This window comes from Pseudoalteromonas sp. G5_S1_14_S5, from assembly GCF_054968605.1.
On the sequence record NZ_JBQKUM010000076.1, the window covers coordinates 1 to 23,030 of the forward strand.

18 protein-coding genes are annotated in these 23,030 nt (G+C 42.2%); 8 read left to right on the forward strand and 10 right to left on the reverse strand.

All coding sequences use genetic code 11. The features are described 5' to 3' along the window. From ACTRWI_RS18370 to fabB, 4 genes are all read right to left on the reverse strand, one after another. On the reverse strand, positions 1–3,055 hold a 3,055-nt coding region (locus tag ACTRWI_RS18370; protein ID WP_499133227.1), incomplete at its 3' end, for a FimV/HubP family polar landmark protein. A gap of 208 nt (positions 3,056–3,263) precedes the next feature. Then, positions 3,264–4,277 carry an aspartate-semialdehyde dehydrogenase gene (locus ACTRWI_RS18375; protein ID WP_004737979.1) on the reverse strand — a complete coding sequence of 338 codons (1,014 nt, stop codon included), beginning with the start codon at positions 4,275–4,277 and terminating at the stop codon, positions 3,264–3,266. A gap of 13 nt (positions 4,278–4,290) precedes the next feature. Beyond that, a complete protein-coding gene (locus ACTRWI_RS18380) occupies positions 4,291–5,424 on the reverse strand; it encodes a 4-phosphoerythronate dehydrogenase (protein WP_499133228.1) in 1,134 nt (377 codons plus the stop codon). A 429-nt stretch (positions 5,425–5,853) separates the two neighbouring features. After that, entirely contained in the window at positions 5,854–7,065 is a 1,212-nt protein-coding gene (gene fabB / locus ACTRWI_RS18385; RefSeq protein WP_499133229.1) for a beta-ketoacyl-ACP synthase I, read from the reverse strand. A 128-nt stretch (positions 7,066–7,193) separates the two neighbouring features. Between fabB and mnmC the strand changes: the two genes are divergently transcribed. Next, positions 7,194–9,272 (forward strand): bifunctional tRNA (5-methylaminomethyl-2-thiouridine)(34)-methyltransferase MnmC2/FAD-dependent 5-carboxymethylaminomethyl-2-thiouridine(34) oxidoreductase MnmC1, encoded by a 2,079-nt coding sequence (gene mnmC / locus ACTRWI_RS18390; RefSeq protein ID WP_499133230.1) that lies wholly within the window; start codon positions 7,194–7,196, stop codon positions 9,270–9,272. Positions 9,273–9,406: 134 nt separating this feature from the next. Here mnmC and ACTRWI_RS18395 read toward each other — a convergent pair whose 3' ends face one another. The 3 genes from ACTRWI_RS18395 to ACTRWI_RS18405 form a co-directional block, all read right to left on the reverse strand. Beyond that, the gene (locus tag ACTRWI_RS18395; protein WP_004737969.1) at positions 9,407–9,928 is read right to left on the reverse strand and encodes an NADPH-dependent FMN reductase; all 522 of its coding nucleotides are present in this window, start codon (positions 9,926–9,928) and stop codon (positions 9,407–9,409) included. A 173-nt stretch (positions 9,929–10,101) separates the two neighbouring features. Then, positions 10,102–10,365, reverse strand: a complete 264-nt coding sequence (locus ACTRWI_RS18400) for a YfcL family protein (protein ID WP_004737967.1) — start codon at positions 10,363–10,365, stop codon at positions 10,102–10,104. A 9-nt stretch (positions 10,366–10,374) separates the two neighbouring features. Beyond that, on the reverse strand, positions 10,375–10,905 hold the full coding sequence (locus ACTRWI_RS18405; RefSeq protein WP_008224611.1) for an elongation factor P hydroxylase: 531 nt from the start codon (positions 10,903–10,905) through the stop codon (positions 10,375–10,377). Between the two features lie 299 nt (positions 10,906–11,204). Here ACTRWI_RS18405 and ACTRWI_RS18410 point away from each other — a divergent pair, with 299 nt between their 5' ends. After that, positions 11,205–11,828, forward strand: a complete 624-nt coding sequence (locus tag ACTRWI_RS18410; RefSeq protein ID WP_499133231.1) for a trimeric intracellular cation channel family protein — start codon at positions 11,205–11,207, stop codon at positions 11,826–11,828. A gap of 70 nt (positions 11,829–11,898) precedes the next feature. Here ACTRWI_RS18410 and aroC read toward each other — a convergent pair whose 3' ends face one another. Further along, positions 11,899–12,984, reverse strand: coding sequence for a chorismate synthase (gene aroC, locus ACTRWI_RS18415; RefSeq protein ID WP_499133232.1), 1,086 nt, complete (start codon positions 12,982–12,984; stop codon positions 11,899–11,901). Positions 12,985–13,361: 377 nt separating this feature from the next. Here aroC and ACTRWI_RS18420 point away from each other — a divergent pair, with 377 nt between their 5' ends. The 5 genes from ACTRWI_RS18420 (at position 13,362) to ACTRWI_RS18440 (ending at position 17,850) form a co-directional block, all read left to right on the forward strand. After that, entirely contained in the window at positions 13,362–13,850 is a 489-nt protein-coding gene (locus ACTRWI_RS18420) for a GNAT family N-acetyltransferase (RefSeq protein WP_499133233.1), read from the forward strand. A 494-nt stretch (positions 13,851–14,344) separates the two neighbouring features. Continuing rightward, positions 14,345–15,553 (forward strand): hypothetical protein, encoded by a 1,209-nt coding sequence (locus ACTRWI_RS18425; RefSeq protein WP_499133234.1) that lies wholly within the window; start codon positions 14,345–14,347, stop codon positions 15,551–15,553. Continuing rightward, positions 15,543–16,334, forward strand: coding sequence for a metallophosphoesterase (locus ACTRWI_RS18430; protein WP_499133235.1), 792 nt, complete (start codon positions 15,543–15,545; stop codon positions 16,332–16,334). The genes ACTRWI_RS18425 and ACTRWI_RS18430 overlap by 11 nt, the downstream gene beginning before the upstream one ends. A 218-nt stretch (positions 16,335–16,552) precedes the next feature. Beyond that, positions 16,553–17,026, forward strand: coding sequence for a hypothetical protein (locus ACTRWI_RS18435; protein ID WP_499133236.1), 474 nt, complete (start codon positions 16,553–16,555; stop codon positions 17,024–17,026). 320 nt (positions 17,027–17,346) lie between these two features. Beyond that, on the forward strand, positions 17,347–17,850 hold the full coding sequence (locus ACTRWI_RS18440) for a hypothetical protein (protein ID WP_499133237.1): 504 nt from the start codon (positions 17,347–17,349) through the stop codon (positions 17,848–17,850). Between the two features lie 181 nt (positions 17,851–18,031). Here ACTRWI_RS18440 and ACTRWI_RS18445 read toward each other — a convergent pair whose 3' ends face one another. Continuing rightward, on the reverse strand, positions 18,032–21,382 hold the full coding sequence (locus tag ACTRWI_RS18445) for a hypothetical protein (protein WP_499133238.1): 3,351 nt from the start codon (positions 21,380–21,382) through the stop codon (positions 18,032–18,034). Between the two features lie 102 nt (positions 21,383–21,484). Beyond that, complete coding sequence (locus tag ACTRWI_RS18450; protein WP_499133239.1) at positions 21,485–21,832, reverse strand: hypothetical protein; 348 nt, start codon at positions 21,830–21,832, stop codon at positions 21,485–21,487. A 354-nt stretch (positions 21,833–22,186) separates the two neighbouring features. On the opposite strand from ACTRWI_RS18450, the gene ACTRWI_RS18455 reads away from it, so the two are divergent. Beyond that, a complete protein-coding gene (locus ACTRWI_RS18455) occupies positions 22,187–22,903 on the forward strand; it encodes a DUF6933 domain-containing protein (RefSeq protein WP_499133240.1) in 717 nt (238 codons plus the stop codon). Positions 22,904–23,030 lie beyond the last annotated feature (127 nt).

Sequence of the window (23,030 nt, forward strand, 5' to 3'; positions counted from 1 at the left end):
GCTCTGGCTCTGGCTCTGGCTCTGGCTCTGGCAAGGATTCGACAATATTATCGAACTCTTCGCTACCTTGAATCTTAGGTTCAAAGTCAAAATCAGAGTCAACGTTCGATGGAGATTCTACATCGTTGATCGCTTCAGCTAGCCAGTCTTCAACTGTATCTTCATCATCGTCAGAAATGTCACCTAATGAAGCTGGAGGCGCAGCCTCGTTATCAAATAATGGCGCGCTTTCTTCTGAACTGCCTAGTTCCGGTGAAAGTTCAAGCTCAGGTTGCTCCTGCTCAAACTCCTCAACATTGTTATTTTCAGAGAGTAATGAGTCGATATCTAACTCATCGCTTTCGATATCTGACTTTATACCTGCGACCGCTGACTCAATTGCGTCCGACTGAGCGGGTTGCTCAGAAGCCTCTTCGAAGTGTGCGTCTAGCTCTGGCGTCATCAACTCATCGATAAGCGCTTCGTCAGTGTTGCCCAACGGGTCATTGAATAGTGCATCTGTAGCAGGTGCCACACCAAACATATCATCGATAAAGTCATCACGATTAAATGTAGCTTCATCGCTCTTACGTTCAGACTCTTTGGTATTTTCTGTCGCTTCTGTATTTGCTAGCTCGTCGTTAAGTTCGATGTCGTCAACTTGTGGTTCTGGCTCAGCAGCTACCGGCTTATCAAGCTCAGCTTCAGAAGATTCAGTTGCAGCAGAAGGCTCAGAAATTAACGACTCGATATCAGCATCTGCAAGGCTACTTACATCATCAATTGATGTGTCGAAGTCGAATACAGCTTCTAGTTCTTTATCAAAGGCTTTGTCTTCAGACTCAATATCGTCTTCAATACCACTCGTCAGTAGTTCATCGAATGGGTCCAGAGATTCAGTCGCTGACTGATCGTCTTCATCCGCCGACAACTCGCTTTCTAGCAGCTCATCCAAGATTTCATCACTGCCTAGAATAAGCTCGGTATCATTAATTTCGTCGTCAAGGAACTCATCTAATAGGTCAGTACTCTCAGCATCAATCTCAAAGTCATCGTCAGAGTCGCTAAGCAACTCATCTAGCATCTCTGTGCTGTCTTCAGAAATGTTCAGTTCATCATCGGTTGATAAGCCTGACAGTTCTTCCAACTCAGACAGAGCGTCAAAACCTAGAGGTTCACCTTCAGAATCCTCATCAGAGTCATTTTCCAACATCTCATCAAGTAGGTCTGTCGAGTTACTTAAATCGACATCATCACCGGCTAATTGCTCGTCAAGCAGGTCAACACTCTGCTGCTCTTCTTCGCTTTCCAAAGGTTGGTCAAACTGAGCCAAAATGTTTTCGATATCGTCATCAGACGCCAAACCACTATTTAGGTCTTTGGCACTCTCATCGGCGCTATCTAGATTGAAAGGATCGTTCTGTTCATTCTGAGCAGCTACTTGCGCAAATATGTCATCAATATCATCTTCAACACCTATTGGTTCTGGCTGAGAAGTTTGCTGTTCAGAAATAAGTGCATCGATATCAAAATCATCGCTTGCAGTTGTGTCTGCGATCGGCTTCGAATCACTTTGCTCTTCTGAGATCAGTGCATCAATATCGAAACTGTCATCATCCTCATCATCCAGTGCAAACAGGTCATCGAGCATAGACTGATCCAGTTCGTTAGAACCTAGGGCTTCTGTCTGCGACTCTTGAGCTAAAAGTGCTTCAATATCATCTGCAGACATTGAATTATCATCCGACAAGTCAAAGTCACCATCATCAGAATCAAGCGCGCTTTCTGCTGTCTTATCAAGCGCACGCTCCATCTCTTCTAGGCCAAGCGCTTTCTCTTCGCCATTAACACTGATGCCGTTGCTGCTATCTAAATCCAGATCATCGAAGTTAGTGTCTAAATCACCGTTCTCACCGATGCTGGCAAACGGATCATCCTCTTCACCATCAAGGTTGAAATCAAGATCTGATTCATCTAGGCCAGCAAAAACATCGTCTTCTTCAGCCAGTGCTTGATCATCAAACAGCTTATTCGCATCACCCTCTGTACCAAACAGCTCATCATCGAGAGACAACTCATTGTCGAGGTCGTCAATCTCATCAGCCAGCATCATAGGAGCAGCGCTACTTGGCTCAGGCTGAGTAGGTTGGTTTTGCGTTGGTTGCTGTTGCTCTTCATTTTTAGAGCGGCGACCCAACAAGATCACAATAATAAGACCAAGTAGAAGGCCCGGAATAATCGCAAGTGCAGCGACTAGCCAGCCATTCGACAATAACTGGTCCATTGCACTTGGTGCCATTTTTTCAATTTCAGCGTTCTTTCTTCGCTCTTCAGCAAGTAACTTTTCAACTTCACTGCGAATACGGTCTTCGTCGCTAAGCTCTGTCTTAAGCACATCCACTTCAGACTGAACATCCGACAACATCAAGCGAAGTTGATGGTTCTTTTCCTCGAGAGATAGAAGCTCGCTTTCAGATAGCTCTAGCTGCTTCTCAAGCTTGTTCATCTCTTTAACAGAAGAAGATGGAGCACCTGAAACCAATTTTTTCGCGGTTTCTACAGCCGGAGCTGGCTTGGCAGGCACCGGTTTTTTCGATCCCACGTTCGATTGGTTTGAAGCTTGAGCGGCTTTTGGCGTGGCTGCTGGTTCATCAAGCTTTGCCAAATGCGAGTTCATAATATTGATAGCTTGCTGCGTAGAGCTCGCACGAGCTTGCTCTAAAGAAGGGACTCGTAAATGGCTAGCAGGCAATAAGCTATGGATATTTTGATTTTCAAACGCTTGTGGGTTCAGTCGGTAAATTGCCAACAAGGTTTGTTGGACGGAAACAGAGTTATCTGGGCGCAGTTTGGAGGCAATAGACCACAACGTTTCATTGCCACGCGTTGGGCCGTAGAAACGAGAGGGCTCTGCGCTATTCGATTGAGCTCTTTGAAGAGGTTCTGAAAAAGTAGGCGCTGATTGTATCTGACCATTAGGCCCTACAACTCGAATGGAATCTGCACGAACAACGGAAATCTGAGTCGCAATGATAACGGCAAAAGGTATTACCCACTGCTTGAAAATTTGAAACATAAAAGGCTCAGCTAGGTGCTTAAATTCGGATAATATGATGATCCATTAAATATATCGGATAAATGAAGTAAAACTATAGAGATGAAAACAAAAAATGTGTTGCAGCGACAATATTCGCAGCAATTTCACACAATTTGACTAACAATATTTTTAATCGATTAAAAAAGCCCCACTAAAGAGTGAGGCTTGTTTATCAAAGCGGTAAGGCTTAGAAGTAATCGCGAATCAGAACTTCAGCGATTTGTACTGCGTTTGTCGCCGCGCCCTTACGAACGTTATCCGCAACTACCCACATGTTGATACCGCTGTGATGGCTGATGTCGTTACGAATACGACCTACCATTACGTGGTCTTTACCACCAGCATCACGTACTTGTGTTGGGAATTCCATACCGTGGAAAACTTCAACACCTTCTGTGTTCTCTAGCAGTTGAACCACTTGCTCAGCACCGATTGGAGAGCGAGTCTCAACGTGCAGTGATTCTGCGTGGCCATAGAACACCGGTACACGAACACATGTTGGGTTCACAGTGATTGAAGAGTCGTTAAAGATTTTTTGTGTTTCCCAAACCATCTTCATCTCTTCGCGCGTGTAGCCGTTTTCCGTAAACTCATCAATTTGAGGGATACAGTTGAACGCGATCTGCTGTGGGAATGCTGAGTTTTCAGCTGGCATGCCGTTAAGAAGCTTAGCGGTTTGACCAGCAAGCTCATCGATACCCGTTTTACCTGCACCAGAAACCGATTGGTAAGTAGATACGTTGATACGCTCTAGACCTACTTCATCGTGAATTGGCTTAAGCGCAACCAGCATTTGAATCGTTGAACAGTTTGGGTTCGCAATGATGTTGCGGTTGCGAAACTCAGCAATTGCTTCAGGGTTCACTTCAGGCACAACCAGTGGAACATCGTATTCGTAGCGGAACTTAGATGTGTTATCGATAACGACAACACCTTCATCCGCAGCAACTGGAGCCCATTGTTCAGAAAGGTCGCCACCAGCAGAGAAAAATGCGATATGAACTTGAGACCAATCGAAGTCTGCAACGTTCTGCACTTGTATCGTCTTACCATTAAAGCGGTAAGTTTTACCTTCACTACGTTCACTTGCTAGTAAGTGCAGTTCACCGATAGGGAATTTACGCTCTTTAAGTACTTCAAGAATGGTTTCACCAACCGCACCAGTCGCACCTAAAATAGCAATATTAAATTCTTGGCTCATTGTTTCTCTCTTTTTATAAAGTTGGCTTTACCATAAAACCGAGTTTAGCTAACGGCGCTAGATTACAAGAATCATCACCTGTTAACTCGACTGCACTGTACTCTCTGCGGTCCCAATATTCTTTACGCATCTTGTCAAAAGAACCTGGCGTAGCGATATTGCGACGGAATAAGGCATCGTCTTTGCGCACATCATAGATCAACTGAGTCAAATTGTGCAGTGTTGCTTCGTCCCAAGCTCTATCTAATTTCATTTGAGGTACAGGCGCTGTCGGCAATAGATCGCTCGCGTAAGCGCGTTGTTCACTACCCAAGAACTCACAATAGCTGTTAAAGATCATCGTAGTACCACGTGCTTTGCCCTCTAGACCGTAGCCCGCTACGTGAGGTGTTGCGAAAGCAAGTAAAGGGAGCAGTTCCATATCTACTTCAGGTTCAAACTCAAATACATCAAGGACAGCCGTGAAGCCATCAGCTTTTTGCAGACGAGCTTTGAGTGCTTGGTTATCAACTACAGGGCCGCGAGCGGCATTAATTAGAATCTGATCAGCTCGTAAGTTATTCAGCACTTGCTCGTTGATCAAATGATGGGTTGGGAACTCACCCTTTCTCGTGATAGGGGTATGCAGGGTGATCACATCTGATTGCTCAAGCAGAGTTTCTAATTCAGTAAACTCACGAGTGTCGCCCTCTTGCTGTTTTAGAGGGTCGTTCAGTAGCACCTTAATACCAATACCTTCTAGGCATTTTGCTAAGTAGCTACCCACTTGACCACAGCCAATAATACCGACTGTTTTTTCAAACACAGAGAAGCCTTGTTGCTGCGCAAGAACCATCATCGCACTGAACGCATATTCAGCCACACCCACCTTGTTACAGCCCGGTGCCGCTGTAAAGAAAATGCCACGCTCTTTCATCAATTCTTGGTCGACGTGATCCATGCCCGCTGTTGCAGTGCCGACAAACTTCAGTTTATTGGCTTTGCTGATTAATTCTTCGTTCACCTTAGTGACAGAGCGAATCATCAGTGCGTCTACGTCAACCAGATCGTCCGCAGTTAATGTGCGACCAGACTTCATTGTCACTTCACCCAGCTGGCTAAAAAGCGCTTCTGCATAAGGCATGTTTTCGTCGATTAAGATTTTCATTTGGCGAATACTTTTGTTGGGGTCTATCGACCTAAATGTGAATTGAAATGATTGTGCAAAATTCCACACACGGTGTCGAGTAACAAATGGAATACATTATGAATAAAGGCTTGTTGAGATAAAGATAGATTCCTACTCAGCTTTTACTGCTCAAGCCTAAAACGAAAAATGCCCGATTGAATTAACAATCGGGCAAACATCCAGAACAAAAGGATCCTATCTCGCTCTCCAGGAGACAGAGTCTGCGTCTGTTCGACCAGTACTGACCAAAGCCACTACTGATCAAGCTCTGGAAACCTTTCCATTTCTAAACCTATGTATAGAAAGCTTTGTTCTGTGGGTCATGATTAATGGGTTACCCGTGCATGTTGAAACTGCACTCGCGTCATCCGTTAACAATTAACCTTTGTCTATCTAGCTCAAGCCTAATTAAGCTTGGAATTTTTTGATTACTAGCGTTGCGTTCGTACCGCCGAAACCAAAGCTGTTAGACATAACTGTTGTTAGCTCTTGTTCGCGAGCTTCAGTTACGATGTCTAGGCCAGCAGCTGCTTCATCTAAGTTAGAAACGTTAATGCTTGGAGCGATGAAGCCGTTGTCTAGCATTAGCGTTGAGTAAATCGCTTCGTGTACGCCAGCTGCACCTAGAGCGTGACCTGTCATCGCTTTAGTTGCTGAGATTGCTGGGCTGTTGCCACCAAATACTTCTTGGATAGCACCTAGCTCTTTCACGTCACCAACTGGAGTTGAAGTACCGTGAGTGTTCACGTAGTCAACGCCATCAACGTTTTGCATTGCCATCTTCATACAACGAACCGCGCCTTCACCAGAAGGAGCAACCATATCGTAGCCATCTGAAGTTGCGCCGTAGCCTACGATCTCACCGTAGATTTTCGCGCCACGAGCTTTAGCGTGCTCAAGTTCTTCGATAACTAGCATGCCGCCACCACCAGAGATAACGAAACCATCACGGTCTGCATCGTAAGTACGAGAAGCTAGCTCAGGAGTATCGTTGTACTTAGTAGAAAGTGCGCCCATTGCGTCGAACATCATAGTCAGAGACCAATCTAGCTCTTCACCACCACCAGCGAATACTACGTCTTGCTTACCTAATTGGATAAGCTCCATTGCGTGACCAATACAGTGTGCAGATGTTGCACATGCAGAACTCATAGAGTAGTTCACACCACGGATTTTGAAAGGAGTTGCTAGACAAGCAGAAACCGTTGAAGCCATTGTACGTGGAACCATGTATGGACCAACACGCTTAACGCCTTTCTCACGGATGATGTCTACTGCGTTTACTTGGTTAAGAGAAGAAGCACCACCTGAACCCGCAACGATACCCGTGCGGTCATTAGACACTTGCTCTTCTGTTAGGCCAGCGTCTGCAATTGCTTGCTCCATTGAAAGATAAGCGAATGCCGCTGCATCACCCATAAAGCGCATCTTTTTGCGATCAATATGGTCAGCAGGGTTCATTTTAAGGTTACCCCAAACTTGAGAGCGTAAGCCATTTTCCTTGAACTGCTCTGAAGCGGTAATACCAGATTTACCCTCTTTCAGTGATGCTAAAACTTCTTCGACGTTGTTACCGATACTTGAAACAATACCCATACCGGTGATTACGACTCGTTTCATGTGACATTCCTATAATTCTAAATTCAGCTAGATGATAACTAAGAAGCCTAACAAAAGTGGTCAGCTTTCCTAGAAATTCGTACAATCCCTACCAACTTATCGCTTCAAATCACAAAATGATAGATTTTATGACTTCAATTACTAATGCTGAGCTGGAATGGAATGAGTCTGGCACGCCAGTTTCAGACCAATTTGACGATGTTTACTTCTCCAACGTGAATGGTTTGGAAGAGACTCGTTACGTTTTTTTAAAGCAAAACCACCTTCCAGAGCGTTGGCTTGAACATGATCAGCGCCGTTTTGTGATCGCTGAAACTGGCTTTGGTACAGGCCTCAACTTTCTTGCGGTTTGGCAATGGTTCGATGCTTTCCTTAAAGATAACCCTCAAGCTATTACCAAAGAGTTACATTTCATCAGTTTTGAGAAATATCCTTTAAACAAAGAGGATCTCATCAAAGCGCACCAAGCGTGGCCAGAATTAGCCGAGTATGCGACGCAACTCCAAGAACACTACCCTATCGCCCTGCCTGAATGTCACCGCATTGTATTGGGCGATGGTGCAATCACATTGGATTTATGGTTCGGCGACATCAAAGACTGTATGCCAAGCGTGCCTACACCAAAGCAAGGTTTGGTAGATGCATGGTTCCTAGATGGATTCGCCCCAAGCAAAAACCCAGAGATGTGGAACCAAAACCTATTCAATGGTATGGCAAAACTGGCCAAGCAAGATTGTAGCTGTGCGACTTTTACCGCAGCTGGTTTCGTGCGTCGTGGTTTGATTGAAGCTGGCTTTGAAATGAAGAAGGTCAAAGGCTTTGGTATTAAGCGTGAAATGATTGCAGGCCGACTTGGTGAAAAACGTGCTCATACTAATATCAAGCCTTGGTATGGCTTATCAGAGCACAGTAACTCAGAAGACATCGCGATCATCGGTGGTGGTGTTGCCAGTGCTGCGTTGGCTAAAACACTGAGCCGCCGCGGTAAGAACATCACGCTTTACTGTGAACATCAGCAAGCTGCGGGTAACGCCTCTGGCAATAACCAAGGTGCAATTTACCCGCTATTGAGTGAGGCGACCTCAAACGTTTCGCGTATATTCGGCCCTGGATTGTTGTTTGCGCGTCAGTTCATCAATCAAGCCGCAACATCGATTGAATTCGATCATAACTGGTGTGGTGTGAACATTTTGATGTGGGATGAAGGTTCCACTAAGAAGCTCAATCGCATGTTGGAAGGCAATTTCCACACCGATTTGATTCAGCGTTTATCGGCAGAGCAAGCAAACGAAAAGATCGGTTTACCCGTTGATAAAGAGAGCGTCTACTTTCCTCTAGGTGGATGGTTAAGCCCACTTCAGCTTACTCAAGGCCTTATTGGTCAATTGGAACAAACCAATAAAGTAAGTACACACTATCAACATCAAGTGACTCAGCTAGAGTGGCTCGAAGCTGAACAACAATGGCAACTCACTATTGAGACACCACAAGGTAAGATTCAAACTAAACATGACCAAGTGGTTGTTGCGAACGGCCACAAGTTCACTCAGTTTGAGCAGACTCAACCTGTACCTCTGACTCCAGTTAAAGGTCAAGTGAGCCACATTCCAACCACGGAAAACCTCAGCAAACTTAAAACCGTGTTGTGCTTTGATGGTTACTTAACACCACAAAACCCAAACAATGGACACCATTGCATTGGCGCGAACTACGACAAAACCAACATAGACCAAGAATTTGATGCTGAAGTTCAACAGCACAATGGCGAGCGCCTTCATGGCTCACTGCCAGATCAAGCGTGGACAAAAGAAGTCGATACCAGTGGCAACCTAGCGCGCCAAGGTATCCGTAGTGTAAGCCGCGATCATCTTCCGTTTGTCGGTAACGTTGGTAACTTTGAAGCCATTAAAGAGCAGTACCAAAATCTGCATAACTTTAACCCACAGCGTGACTCGGTTGACGATGTTGAAACCGTCACTAGCTTCCCTAACCTATTCTGCTTTATCGGTTTAGGCTCGCGAGGGTTAAGCTCTGCTCCCCTACTCGCAGAAGTTTTAGCATCACAAATTTGTGGCGATCCACTGCCTCTTCCTGCTGATGTACTGGAAGCCCTTCATCCAAGCAGAATGTGGGTACGCAGACTACGTAAGGGTAAGGCATTAACAGCGGGATGGGTCGCAGATAAACAAGCGAAAGCCAATCAATAGCTGACGGACTACTCGTTCGTTAATTCAGAGTATTCGTAATGAAAAAGCCCGAGTGACACTACGTCTCTCGGGCTTTTTGTATCTGATAACTTAAACTTTCAAACGACTTTACTGGGTTTAAGCACTAATAAGAGTTAAAGCTTAGCGACGGCTTCTTTAATCTGCTGTGCGATCTCTTCGTTGCTGATAGCGCCAGATTCAAAGTCGAAGTTATCGTAGAAGCTTGGTACTGAAACCGATGCTTTTACGTTACCGCCAAAGTACGGTGCAGAACCTGTTGCCGCGCCAAGTACTGTTTGTGCACCACCAGGACCAGGAGACGTCGCTAGGTATACCGCAGGCTTCTCACCAAATACTGAACGCTCAATACGTGTCGCCCAGTCAAACAGGTTTTTGTACGCTGCTGGATAGTGGCCATTGTGCTCTGCGAAAGAGATAACAAATGCGTCCGCTTCTGCTAAGTCACGCAAAAATGCTTGAGCACCTTCAGCTTGGCCAATCTCTTTTTCAGTATCTTCACTGAACATAGGAACGTTGTAATCATTGATGTCGAGAACTTTTACGTCAGCATCTTCAATCAAGTTAGCTGCGTAAGTTGCTAGTGTTTTGTTGATAGAGGTAGAGCTTGTGCTTGCGCCGAATGCGATAACTTTCATGATGTAACCCTTTCTGTAATCTCGTTAAGTAAGATTAGAATAACGTAGTCAGAAAATGGAACCATCACAAGGATTGAACAGACTCATTCAAAAATTTTGAATGAGTCTCAAACTTCACTGCTCAGCAAAATGGAAAGGAAGGGACTGAGCAGATAATGATAAATAACCCGCGATTAAGCTTGGTTTTGCAGCTCAACCCAAAGGTCATTAACAATAGTGCGATCGGCTGGTGTGAGTTCAGAGCGAGCATCATCTAGGCTTTTCTCAATGCGCGCTTTCACTTCTGCTAAATCTTCAATGCCTTCTTCTTCACACGAAGCCACCGAAAGAGAAATATGACCACGTAAGTAACCACCCGCAAACAGTTCGTCGTCTGATGCGTTTTCAATGCGAGCATCAATTACTTCAAGTAGTTTTTCTTCAAATTCGATAATCATAATATTCTCTTATTTCACAATAAACTGGCTAGCACACAGAGGTTCTACGTCGTAGAAGTCGCGCAACGCTTCGGAAAGCATTTTGACTCTTGGTGGAAGACCAACTTCTAAGATACCCATCACTTCTTTGTGTACTTTATGCATAAAGGCCAAACGATCTGGCTCAAAATCGCCGTGTAGATTGTCACAGCTAACATTAAAAGGAAAGCCTGCACTGGTTGCAATGATCCATTCATACGCTTGCGGGCGGATTTCTACCTTTTCAAACTCAGCTTGAACTGCTTCTGTTCGGCCATCTGGCTCATACCAATAACCAAAATCTTCCAATAGACGGCGCTCAGGGCCAGCTACACACCAGTGCGCGATCTCGTGCAGTGCTGAAGCATAAAACCCGCGAGCAAACACGATACGATGGTGAGGAACCTGCTCATCGGCTGGTAGATAAATAGGCTCATCTTCACCCAATTCGAGTTTAGTATTGAAGCTCTCGAAAAAGGTTTGGTTGAAGATATTGATGATGTCTGGGTATTGGTGCGTCATAGAATCAAATTAAAGTAAAAAGAACAGGCGCATTTTGCGTTTTTTTACGCGCTCGGTAAAGCCCTATTAGGGGTAATGACATTAGCAATATCGTTGTCCTATAGGTGGACAATCGATTGCAGCATCCAGATTACACCACTTTTAGGTGAATGATTAGTTTAGCTAATCTGAAATGCTTATTCACGGTACAAATATTCATTCGTCAATCGCCAGTTTTACTACTACACTCGCGCTTCATTTTTATATCTCCAAGGCCTATAAGACTCCAATTTATAGACCTAAATAATAGAGCTACAGCAATGCTACTAAGTGTTTTGTATATCATTGGCATCACGGCAGAAGCCATGACCGGTGCTCTCAGTGCTGGTAAACAAAAAATGGATTGGTTTGGTGTAATGTTGGTTGCCAGCGCAACGGCGATTGGCGGTGGTACAGTGCGAGACATCTTGCTTGGTCACTACCCGTTAGGTTGGGTTGATAACCCTGAATTTCTTGCGATTACTTGTGTGGCAGGCGTTGTCACAACAGGCCTAGCTAAGTGGGTTATTAAACTTAAAGGTTTGTTCATTCGTTTAGATGCACTGGGCCTGATTGTATTCAGTATCATTGGTACTAAAGTGGCGATGAACATGGGCCTTCATCCAATGATCTGCATGGTATCAGCACTGGTTACTGGCGTATTTGGTGGTTTGCTGCGTGATCTTATCTGTCGCCAAACACCTCTGGTGCTGCATGAAGAGCTTTACGCCTCTATCGCACTAATTGCTTCAGGCTTATACCTAGGCTTACTCGAGTTTGGTATTAACGATGTCACTGCAACGATTGTAACGCTTGTGGTCGGCTACTTGCTGCGCATGGCAGCGGTGAGATTCAAGTGGCGCTTGCCTTCGTTCCAGCTTGATCCTGAAAGCTCTGTGCATTAATAGCAAATACCACTAAAAACAAAAAGGGTTGCTCCAATAGGAAGCAACCCTTTTTTCATTCACTCAATCGTTAGATTTGAGGAGTATTCGTCGTTACGCCATGGTTCTGACCACGATGGCGTAATAGATGATCGAGTAGAACAATCGCTAGCATCGCTTCTGCAATTGGCACCGCACGAATACCAACACATGGATCGTGACGACCTTTAGTGATTAGCTGCGTCGCTTCACCATCTTTAGTGATAGTGTCACCCGGTATCGTAATGCTTGATGTAGGCTTAAGCGCAATGCTTGCCACAATATCTTGGCCAGTAGAGATACCACCTAAAATACCGCCAGCATGGTTGCTAGTGAAGCCTTCTGGCGTTAATGGATCACGGTGTTCACTGCCGCGTTGATTAACCACATCAAAGCCATCACCAATCTCAACACCTTTCACAGCGTTAATGCTCATTAGCGCGTGCGCGATATCAGCATCAAGACGATCAAAGATCGGCTCACCAAGGCCTACTGGCACTTTAGTCGCGACCACTTGAATCTTTGCACCGATCGAGTTGCCTTCTTTTAGTAGGTCACGAATCAGTTGGTCAAATTCAGGTACTTTGTCTGCATCAGGGCAGAAGAAAGCGTTGTTTTCAATCTCGTTCCAATCCACTTTATCAATTGAGATATCACCCATTTGAGAAAGGTAAGCTTGGATTTCAACACCAAATTCTTGCTTTAGGTATTTCTTTGCAATCGCACCAGCAGCAACACGCATTGCTGTTTCACGAGCTGAAGAGCGACCACCACCACGGTAATCACGCACACCGTACTTTTGATGGTACGTGTAATCAGCATGGCCTGGGCGGAATTTGTCTTTAATTTCGGAATAGTCTTTAGAGCGTTGGTCTGTATTTTCAATCAATAGACCAATAGAAGTACCCGTAGTTTGGCCTTCAAATACACCTGATAAAATCTTTACTTCATCCGCTTCACGGCGAGCCGTTGTATAGCGAGAAGTACCAGGGCGGCGACGGTCCAAATCTTTTTGAAGGTCTGCTTCGGTAATTTCTAATCCTGGTGGGCACCCATCTACGATACATCCTAGTGCGATACCGTGACTTTCTCCGAACGTGGTCACGCGGAAATGTTGTCCGATACTGTTTCCTGCCATTACTTCCTCTAAATCAGCCATCAGCAGAAGGTTTGATTCCTAAACCCACTGGTGAACAGCTTTACTTGTCTATTCTTCGTGAATTCATAGTGGCTTTATTACTAAATGATGTAAACCCCAAAAAAGGAACAATTTTAACTTTCTATTACATGAGCCGAACGAAATGAATAAGAGAAGGAAATAACTAGTGGTTCAAAGACGTTGTTTTTATGATGGTCAGATGAGTAAAAGGAAAGCGCTTAGCCTTTTGCTTTCTTCACACTGATCATTTCCTACTCTAGCCTCAGGTCAGTTAACAAAGGTTAATGAACTCGGTAGAAATAACCTCTATGTTGTAGCCCAAAATAATAAGGAGAAAAGTGATGATTGAGTGGAAAGTGAAAAAATTTGCGGAGTTAACGGTTAATGAACTCTATGATTTCTTGCGGGAAAGAGTCGACATTTTTATCGTAGACATGAATACACCCTACAGCGATTTAGATGGCAAAGATAACCACCCCGAGACCTATCACGTCATGGGCTATGATAACGAGCGTCTCGTGGCTTACAGTCGTATTATGGCTCCCAAACTTGGATACCCTTGTGATGTGCTCCCATTGATCAACGCGGATGCCGATGATGTATGTATCGGTCGTGTCATCGTCGCAAAAGAGTACAGAGGTAAGCAGGTAGGTAACCAACTCATGCAAGTAAGCTTCGATACGACTCGAAAAATTTACCCGGAAAGCGCTATTTTCATTTCAGCGCAAGCACACCTGAAAGACTACTATGGTAAATTCGGTTTCGATGTGGTGACGGACAGTTATTTAGAAGATGGATGTACTATGTTGGGCCTTAGATATATTCCAGAGGTCGTGATGGTTTAACAAAAGCAGAAAGTTTAACTCACCCTAAAATGCAAAAAAACCCGACAACTCAGAGAGCTATCGGGTTTCTTTTAATAATGGCACGCCCTGTAGGATTCGAACCGTTATATTAGGTTAAATAAAATCAAAAAAACAAGATTAAAATTTTAAATCTTATTTATCAATAACTTAAAAAACCATTCAACAAAAGAACACCAATACACCAATGGTGCAATGAGAGTTTGAGTTTCTAACTATAGCTAGTACATCCTGCTTACTGAATAAATATGCAATTATTAATTTGTGAAGAACTTTACGTATTATTGATTGGATATTTATAACTGATAGTCTACACTAATGTTGTGGATGACAAACATCGGTTGCTGGCGGCACCGGCCTCTGTCTTAAAAAAACAACCTGATTAAATGATTTAGTATACGAATCCTATCGTAGGAACTGTGATAAACCAAGCCAGCATTTCACTGTAACCTGCGTAATAGATGGAGCGTAATACAATGAATCTACAAAGAAAAAAAACCTACCAGACAATGTTGGGCACTCTAGACCAATATCTGCGTCGTCTAGGCAAGACCACATCGTTCGATATTCGTAAAGAAGTATTGTGTTTTTCGTTATTCGCGAAAACACCAAATGAAGTTCTTCGGTCATTAGCTAGACACGAAATCGTTGCTATCGACTGGAATGCTGATAATGGAAACCATTTATCAATCTGGGGCCGCATTGAATCGAGCCGAGAAGAGCTAGGGTTAGATAGGAGTCAGGCAATCGAACTCTACGGTGAAATTATTGGAAACTCATTCCATGAGTTAGAGCCAGCTATCGCAACCGCTCAATTCCAATTATTTTTAGGACTTTCTGTACCATCTCTAGATTGTGATGAATCAAAGCAGAAACACATAGATGGTTATTTACTCTCCGTGGATCCCTACAATACCTCCCAATCTACACCCGTAATACCAGTATTTGATGACCTGCACTATACCCCATCCTCATCTCGACATAGATATATCACATTTGATAAAAACTCATTTCGTATTGTCCGCCGCGCTTACAACATAGCAATTTTAAAGGCTGAGAAAAATGCCATACTAACCAACTGGGAGGTTTCAAGGATCGGAGATAAACTGAAATCCCTACGAAACCGATACGTCGCTACATTGTTGTTACAGCCAACTCCACATCGTGTTCGCTACCTACAAGACTATCTAGTGAGTGCGATGCAGTATGATGTTAATAAATATGATGAAACTGATAGAGAGGAAAATATTGATCTATCCGTTAGCCCTTTGTGGCATAGAGCGTTAACGTATATGGGCATAGTCATAGTGCAAGATTATGTGGTGTACGACCTAATAAAAGCCACGAACTCTTCTCGTATGCACTATAGTCAATTCAAGGAACTCGATATATTTAACGACTTATTGTCTAGCCATATAAATGAGTTAGGGCAACAAATAACCTATAATGTTACCTCTAATAATTTGGGGACTATCTCTAAGAATTACGATGACGTCGCGGAATCGAATGCAATCCTAAACCTACCCGATGCAATAAAGCTGGCATATCTCAGAGCATATAAAGAAATGACCAAAACATTAGAGGGAGAGATAACACTACTAACCATTAGGGACAAAGACCATCCTATAAATGCTCTAATAGCTACAGTCACAGATAAAAAACTGGAGGCTACTCATGACTCCTAGGTTTCAAATTATCTCAGACCTGCACGCAGAATTCTCCGATGTGTCTATCAGCAGTTTGATAAATGGTTCTGCTGACCTTGTCATATTAGGCGGTGACATCTCATCTATGAACGACAGTATCGACCAAGCTCATTCTGCCGCAAGAGCATTCCCAGAAATAGAGTTTATTCTAACTTTGGGAAACCACGAGTTATATCAAGCGAACTGTGATTACACTGACTTTATCAGCGCTCTACCAGAATACAACCTGCTCAGTAAAAATCTACACGTACTGGAAAACTCATCTATATGGTTGGAACAGTATGACCTAGAGATCTATGGCGGCATTGGTTGGAGCAATCTACGCAACGTGAGTACACTAGATGCACGAGTATTGGAAACGCAGATAAATGACTATAGTTACATTACTGTAAACAATATGCCGCTCACGGTACCTATAATGCGAGAACTAAATCAGGTGTTTAGAGCCTCATGCCTAGCTTGTATCAATGCGTCTATGGCGAAATACAAAGTTATCGTTTCGCATTTTCCACAATCCCTCCAATTACGTCATTCTGGATATCCAAGTGGGAAACTAGCATCCTATTTTTGCTCTGACGATGATGAACTTGTAGCTGAATTAGGTTCACTTGGTGTTATGGCTATGATTAGTGGGCATACACATGAATCATACGACATCGCTATACGAGGGGTTCGGCAGGTATCCAACCAAATAGGCTACCCATTTGAGAGGACTAATAGGTTAAGTAACGTCAAGCAACTCTACACACTACTAGAGTAGTCAAACTGTACCTGATGGATAAATGTCGAATATAGAAATTTATCCATCAGTTCAAAGGTAACTCCATATCCATCCAAACGGTATAAACTAACCAAGCATAAGTAAATATAAAATACCTAGATACCTGCTACTAAAGACATCTAGCTCTGAAGCTAAAGCTACTAGGGGCATCGGGTATCACCAATTGTTCAAAATCCGAACATAGTATTGAGATATCAATGAAAATTTTATATGTAGATATACGCTCTATCCTTTATTCAAATAAATACCTAAATAGTGTTGAAGGTCTATTCGAGCAGTATAAACTGAACGTAATCAAAGGTGCTGACTATCTATTAGAGTATGTTGAACCTGATAGAGAAGGGGCAAAAAAAATAGCGAGAGCAGCAAATGAAGCTGGTTTGTTCATTTACCCAACAGGCACTAGATATACTAGGGAATTGCTAATTAAGCATAACGTTTTTTCTGATAAACAATTAGCGCCTGTAGTACAAATATTGATGCGTCCAAAGGATAATGACGCATTACGGTTATTGATTGCTCACGCTAATTCTTTAAATGCAGAGTGGTATGTTTGTGGTGATCTTTGTTCTGATGAGAGAGCCCAATACTTCCCCGGAAGATACCTTGTATCCAGTTTTGAGGAAGGTGTTAGCGATGAATTAATTTCAAAAATCACCTCGATCGATTAATGCTAGGCTACGTTCATCATGATTAAAATCGGTTTTGAATAGAAGACAACCAACTCAGGCTTAGCATGGAAATAGGTTAAATTTTTCCTATTTTTTTAACCTATCGCTCTAAATAGGTTAATTGAGACAACCATTTTAGAGTCATGGGTAAATGTGTAAGCCATTAGCTAACAAGTCTTTGCCACATTTCTCGTTTTGACTGATTCAGCACACTTCCACTGAATCGCAGTATAGGGAAGAAAAATATTGGTTCAGGTGCTCTTTGTTACCTAAGTTCACATGTAACATATGAGATTTTATTAGCGATACGGGGTCTTTGCATGAGAATGCTCCTAGAAATGCGTTACCGCCGCACAGGACAATTTATTTACACGAAAGATGAAATCTGCTCGATTTTCCAGACTGACAATGTTGAACAGATTTTGGCTCGAAGTCCTTATCTTGTGAATATTCAGTTTGAGTTGATTGTGTTTTTAGGCTCCCAAAAACCGTCAGGAGCCGTTGAACAGGTCGCTTTATCACTCCGCAAAGACCAACAGTGTTACATATCATTCGAAGACGCTCTGTCACGTTGGCATGTAATCTCGCAGATACCCATGATGTTAATCCTTGCAACAACAGGAGAGTCTGGTCTGTACTCAACACCATTTGGTCGTATTGAGTTTGTGCATGTTGAGCATACCAATAAAGAAATTTTAGAAAACACTGTCGAGTTTAACTATTCGCTTAGGCTTGCTAAAAAGCGCAGGGCTTTTGAAGACTTAAAGTGTATCGATCGCAGCATGAATTTAATCGACTATGCCGAGCTTTACACTGAAGACTGAGTAACGCACTTCTGCCCCAAAGTGCGTTAGGACGGGATTGAAGTTGATTTAAAGTTCTATACTTTGATTTTTCTTCATGCCCATAACTCTAACAGAATGTCCAAGTTTACTAATTCACGATAGTTTGTGAACAATCGTGAATTAGCATTCTCTTTAGTGGGATAGATAGAAAGTTGAAGTCCTACTCATCGGAGTCACATCTGTCTGCAAAGTTTTTCCAAAATTCAGATATTGAATGGTCATTTTGTGTTAGAGCTTTTGAAATACAGTCGGAGTAATTTTGTGTAGTAGCAAATAGTGCTTGTCGAACTAACTTCATGTATCCGTGTTGTTTTTCCTGCTCATAGTGGTCAAGAAAAAGAGGTACAGGCAACAAATTAATTAAGTTGTCAGTAGTCGTATCTGTAACTGATTCACTATTGGTTAACATTGCAAGTAAACCTATGAGTAGCCTCTCAACAACTTCTGTTTTATCAGTAACAAGCTGTCCAATAACCATTTTTTTCAAACAAGAAATGATTAAACGTAATAAATTGCTTTTCCCCCACTCACTATCAATGTGAGATTGGGTAAATTTGACCAGTATGGTTAATTCTTCGTCTCTACTATTCAGTATTAATTCATCCATGGTATCGAATGACATTGAACTGATGTTTGAGTGGCAATTTAACCAAAGTAAGTTGTTGATAATTTCTCGGTCTTTATTTGAAACAATAACCTCTTGAAAATCTTCAGGAATCAATGCTTGTATGTTAGCCGCAAAGAGCTTTAGGATGTTTCTTGTTCCTGCATCGATGCAAAAGCAGCCTATTCCAAGCTGTTCTGCCAATGCAACGCCTAACAGAAGGCTTTCGGTGCATAGACCTCTGAGTTTAAGCTTTAAATTAAGAGGCACATTCAAGTTACTGTCACTATGCACTTCTGTTCTTTGAAGAATATTTGATAAGTTTTCAATGATGTTTGGCGTTAAGAGAGTGTTTTTTTGCTCACCTTCTTTTTCAAAATACACTGTATCATGTGACTCATGGTAAAATGGCCATTGATCTTTGTAAAAGTCACAATATCTTGATAATGATTCATACACGGCCTTTGTCATATGCCATGTATAATCCTTGAAAGCTTGATAGCCTATATATGCTAAATATATAGCACTGATTTCATCGATGACGAAATCTCTACAGCCAACTTTAGAGTGCTCCTCATTAATCGGAGTTATATGGATTGTTACATCTTCGCAAAGTATAGCTAACATAGCTTTCTCAACATTACCTTGACCATTTAAGTATTTGTATTTTAGGTCTATAGGTATCGGTTGCTTCATTTGCGGAGCTAATTTATCCCTTTGCTTTCTGAAGGTAGAGGTTAGTTTATTTAGTTCTTCCAGTATATCTTCACCTGTAGCGTTCTCTGGAAATCTTAACATGTGAAATACTTCGCTTTCATCTTCATCCATGATGTGTTGCGCGATGTGGTAGGCAGCTATCACGGGGAATAATTTATCAACTAAAGTACAAAGTTTTACAGGCAATAGCATTGCATCCCCTAGTTGGGACTGACTTAGTTTAGTTGCTATTTCTCCACTAGCATCAATTAGATATTGAGGATTGTTTTTTACAAAGCGAGTGGGAACCGCTATTTTAATGTGCGATTTATAGCTTTCTTTGTAATGGTATGCATTGGTATATTTTCCAGAGTTAAATGACCAATTTTGTTCATGGAAGTTTTGGTTAGCATGCATTATTAACTTGAAGTAATACTTTGCATTTGAATACGGGTCATCTAAGAACCAATCAAGAGCTTTTTCGGCAATATCTCCAATGCGATGTGAATAATAAAACATTAGTCGCCATGAATACTCCCCAAAGAACTCATCAAAAATATTGGAGGGTAATTCACTTGTTAGTTCATGAGCTTTGCTTGGGTTTTCTTGATAAACGGTTTCTAAGTATTGCCCCCATAAATAGACGAGGTTCCTCTTTTCATATGTTTCTAGAGTACGCTCCTCATAGCGTTCTATATTTTTTCGAAGTAAGGACGCTGCCAGTTCATAGTCTTTTTTTTCGTTAGCAAGCAAAGAGTGGAGTGTAGTTATTCCTTCCTGTTGTTTTTCCTCATCACTCAAATGAGACAAACGTTGAACAACCGTATTGTACTGTCTGGCTTGATGTGAAAAGTTTAGATATGAAAAATAAGCTTCTGAGAGCCACGGGAAATGATCGCTAAAACCTATTTGATAAAGCTTTACTGCTATTTCTACATGTCCGTTGTGCGCAAAGTGAAATGCAACGCTGTCGATAAAGGAGATACTTAAATCTGCGTCCTTGAAGTAGTTGTCTATGCTGTCATCAATTTGACTATGGGGAAATTCATGCTCTGATAAAATTGGACAGCTTATAGCAGCCAAAGCTAGTAGGTTAGCTTTGGCTCCCATAGAGTCTTGCTCGGATAACCTATCGAGAGTTCCTATTATTAGTTCGGTATCCTCACTTTTGCAGAGCAATCCGACAACAGGTAAGTTACAAAAGTTCTTATCTATTTGATTTATTAGTGTTAGCGAAAGCTCTTCTGGTGACAGCGAATTTATGTTTTCAAACTCCTTCAGAGGAGTCTTAGTCAGCACAGACTTCAATACTTCATTATTGAAATAGGCTTTTTTTTCTATATCGATTTGGTTATTTTCCAGACAAGCTCTCGTTACCGCACAGGTATACTGCGTGTAATGAAATAGCTGGCTAAGGATGCTAATTAGTTTAAAGTCAGTTGCTTTACTGCTGTCAATCAGTTCTATGAGAGAGTCTCGTAAGTTATCAAACGTAGACTTATCTTCAGATGATAGACAGAAATAATCGTTATTAAGAAAGTCATTAGCATTGACGCACTCTAGGATGATTCTTTCTCGTTTGAAATCAGCTAGAGGTTTTAACCCTCGTAAAAGTTCGAGGATGCCTTTGCTTTCGGCTACCATTGAATATTCGAGCGTTTTTTCAAACAAAGCTCCAAGAATGAACTCAGGTAACTCAGATTGTCGGTCTACAAGGTTGCTTAAATAGTCCTTGCTAGCAAGCCTTTGCAAATAGATATATTGAGGTATTGTTTGTTCGGGAATTCTCTCAAAGTATCCTTTAGCAGCTTCTTTACCATTTCGAATCTCGATTAGTTTAAGAGTTGCAGCATTTGCAAGCTCTTGTGCAAATGTGGAGTAGTTTTCGGATTGAGAGTAACCTTCGACTCGTTGCTCATCATCTTGAAGGCTTTCATCACTCATTAGAATTCGGAGGGATGCAATAGCCAGCTTTGCTTCTTCATCTAGCGTTCCTAGCATACTTAGGAGGCTAAGTTTTTGTATACCACTATGATTGTCGTTTTGCCTGAAGTCGTCTAGAGCACCATTGATCGGCGCACTTATAGCACTTAATGATACGTTATCATTGATCTGGACTTGAAGCTTATCTATAAAAACTTCAGCATCAATAACTTTGTTACCGCCAAATGCGTCACCTGTACCGTTACTGGTTATATTGTAGGTGTTCACTGATACCTCGAAGGGTGATTAGGGGTATAAAGAAAGTTCACATTCAAGTTGAGCCTTGATTGACTTGTATGCGTTAGTGTTTGGTGTTTTTAAAGGGGTGGCTTACTTGTCGTTGATGTTGATTTTGTCGCCCATAATTTTGTCGCCATTAAATGCATCACCACTGCCGTATGCATTGATATTGATTACAGTTTGAGGTTTTTCATTTAACTGGGCTATTACCTCTTGAAAGACTTTTGATGATTCAATTAGTCCAGCTAGCTCTTCAGGAGATGCTGATTTCTTGTATTCCTCTTTAGATAGCTCTTCTGCAATTACATTAGCAAACTTTTCGTCAAGATGAACCAAATTGTCTAAACCAGCTTTGATGTAGCTAGCTGTTAGCTTAATTGGAGATGATACCAAATCATATAAGGCTCCCCCGATGAGAGCACCGCTTACAAAATCCATACTTTTCACTTTTAAATCAGCCTGTTGAGGAGGTAATTATACAACCTATTTTAGCTGATCACTACATACATAGCTTTAAAGAGACTAATACGGTTAGTAACAAAGAGGCTTCTTGAAAGCACTACTCGATCCAATTCAAAGAATTAAAAATTAGACTTAGTCTAGAACGCTTTTGTCCAGAACCGTACAGCTGCACTTCATAACTCAGAAGTGCCCCTAAGCCGTTTAAAGTAGATGCTCTGCACTAAATCCGCCTAACCTGATTGACCAACATTTTCTAATGTGTGCTTAATCATATGAATCAGCGAGAAATGGCGTTAGTATGTATAAAGCCTATAACCGTATTATGTTCTTATGATTGTATTTAATTGTACCAAAGCTGCTGCTGACTTTTTTACCGTGACTCGAAGTGGTGAAAAGCTCACTTGCCTAACACCAGCACCAGATAAAACAATTGCTGAGTCGATAGAAAAAGATCTGTCTCATGTGAGTTTTAGTTATGATGATGACTTGAAGCGAACAGAAGGTTTTCAATGGCAGTGGGTGGTGCATTGCGTTTCAGTAAAGCGTAAAAAGTATTTTCTTGTTATGGACTTTGATACTCGTTATTGCTTGGCGTTTGCCGCAGGAAGAAAAGGTGACGAAATCCACTTCTTGAACCAGTTTGAAGAGCAGCTTAAAGCTAATTTTCGTTATTTTGTCGACGTAAACCAATCTTCGCAGGAACTTGCATCAGAGCTTATTGATACGTATGACCGATATACTCAGTCGGTGGCTTTTCATCAGAGAAATGACCGAAGTGTTCAGGCTCATTTAAATGAGGTAGCTTGGCATTTTGAGGGTTTATGCAGTGAAGTCGGTATGCTCTCCGATAGGATGGATTTCTTACGGTTTAGCGTTACTGCAGGCAATATCCCAAGAAAAAAGAAGGGGGATCAGTCTTACTTCTACGCCAAAGATAATTTTTACCAATTTTGGTTCGATCACTTTCATAGTGGTAGTGAAACTGCGAATAATAATGTGATTGAAATGTTGGCTCCCTCCAACAACAGTGGTTCGGGCAGCAGCTGATTCGGTGTTTAATTTAATTGGATGGAATCCGCACCTTGGTGATATTCGCTTGATCCATGCCTCATTCGTTAGGCTTTGAAGTTACATATTAGTTTCAAGCAAACAGTGATCACGGCAAACACATCTT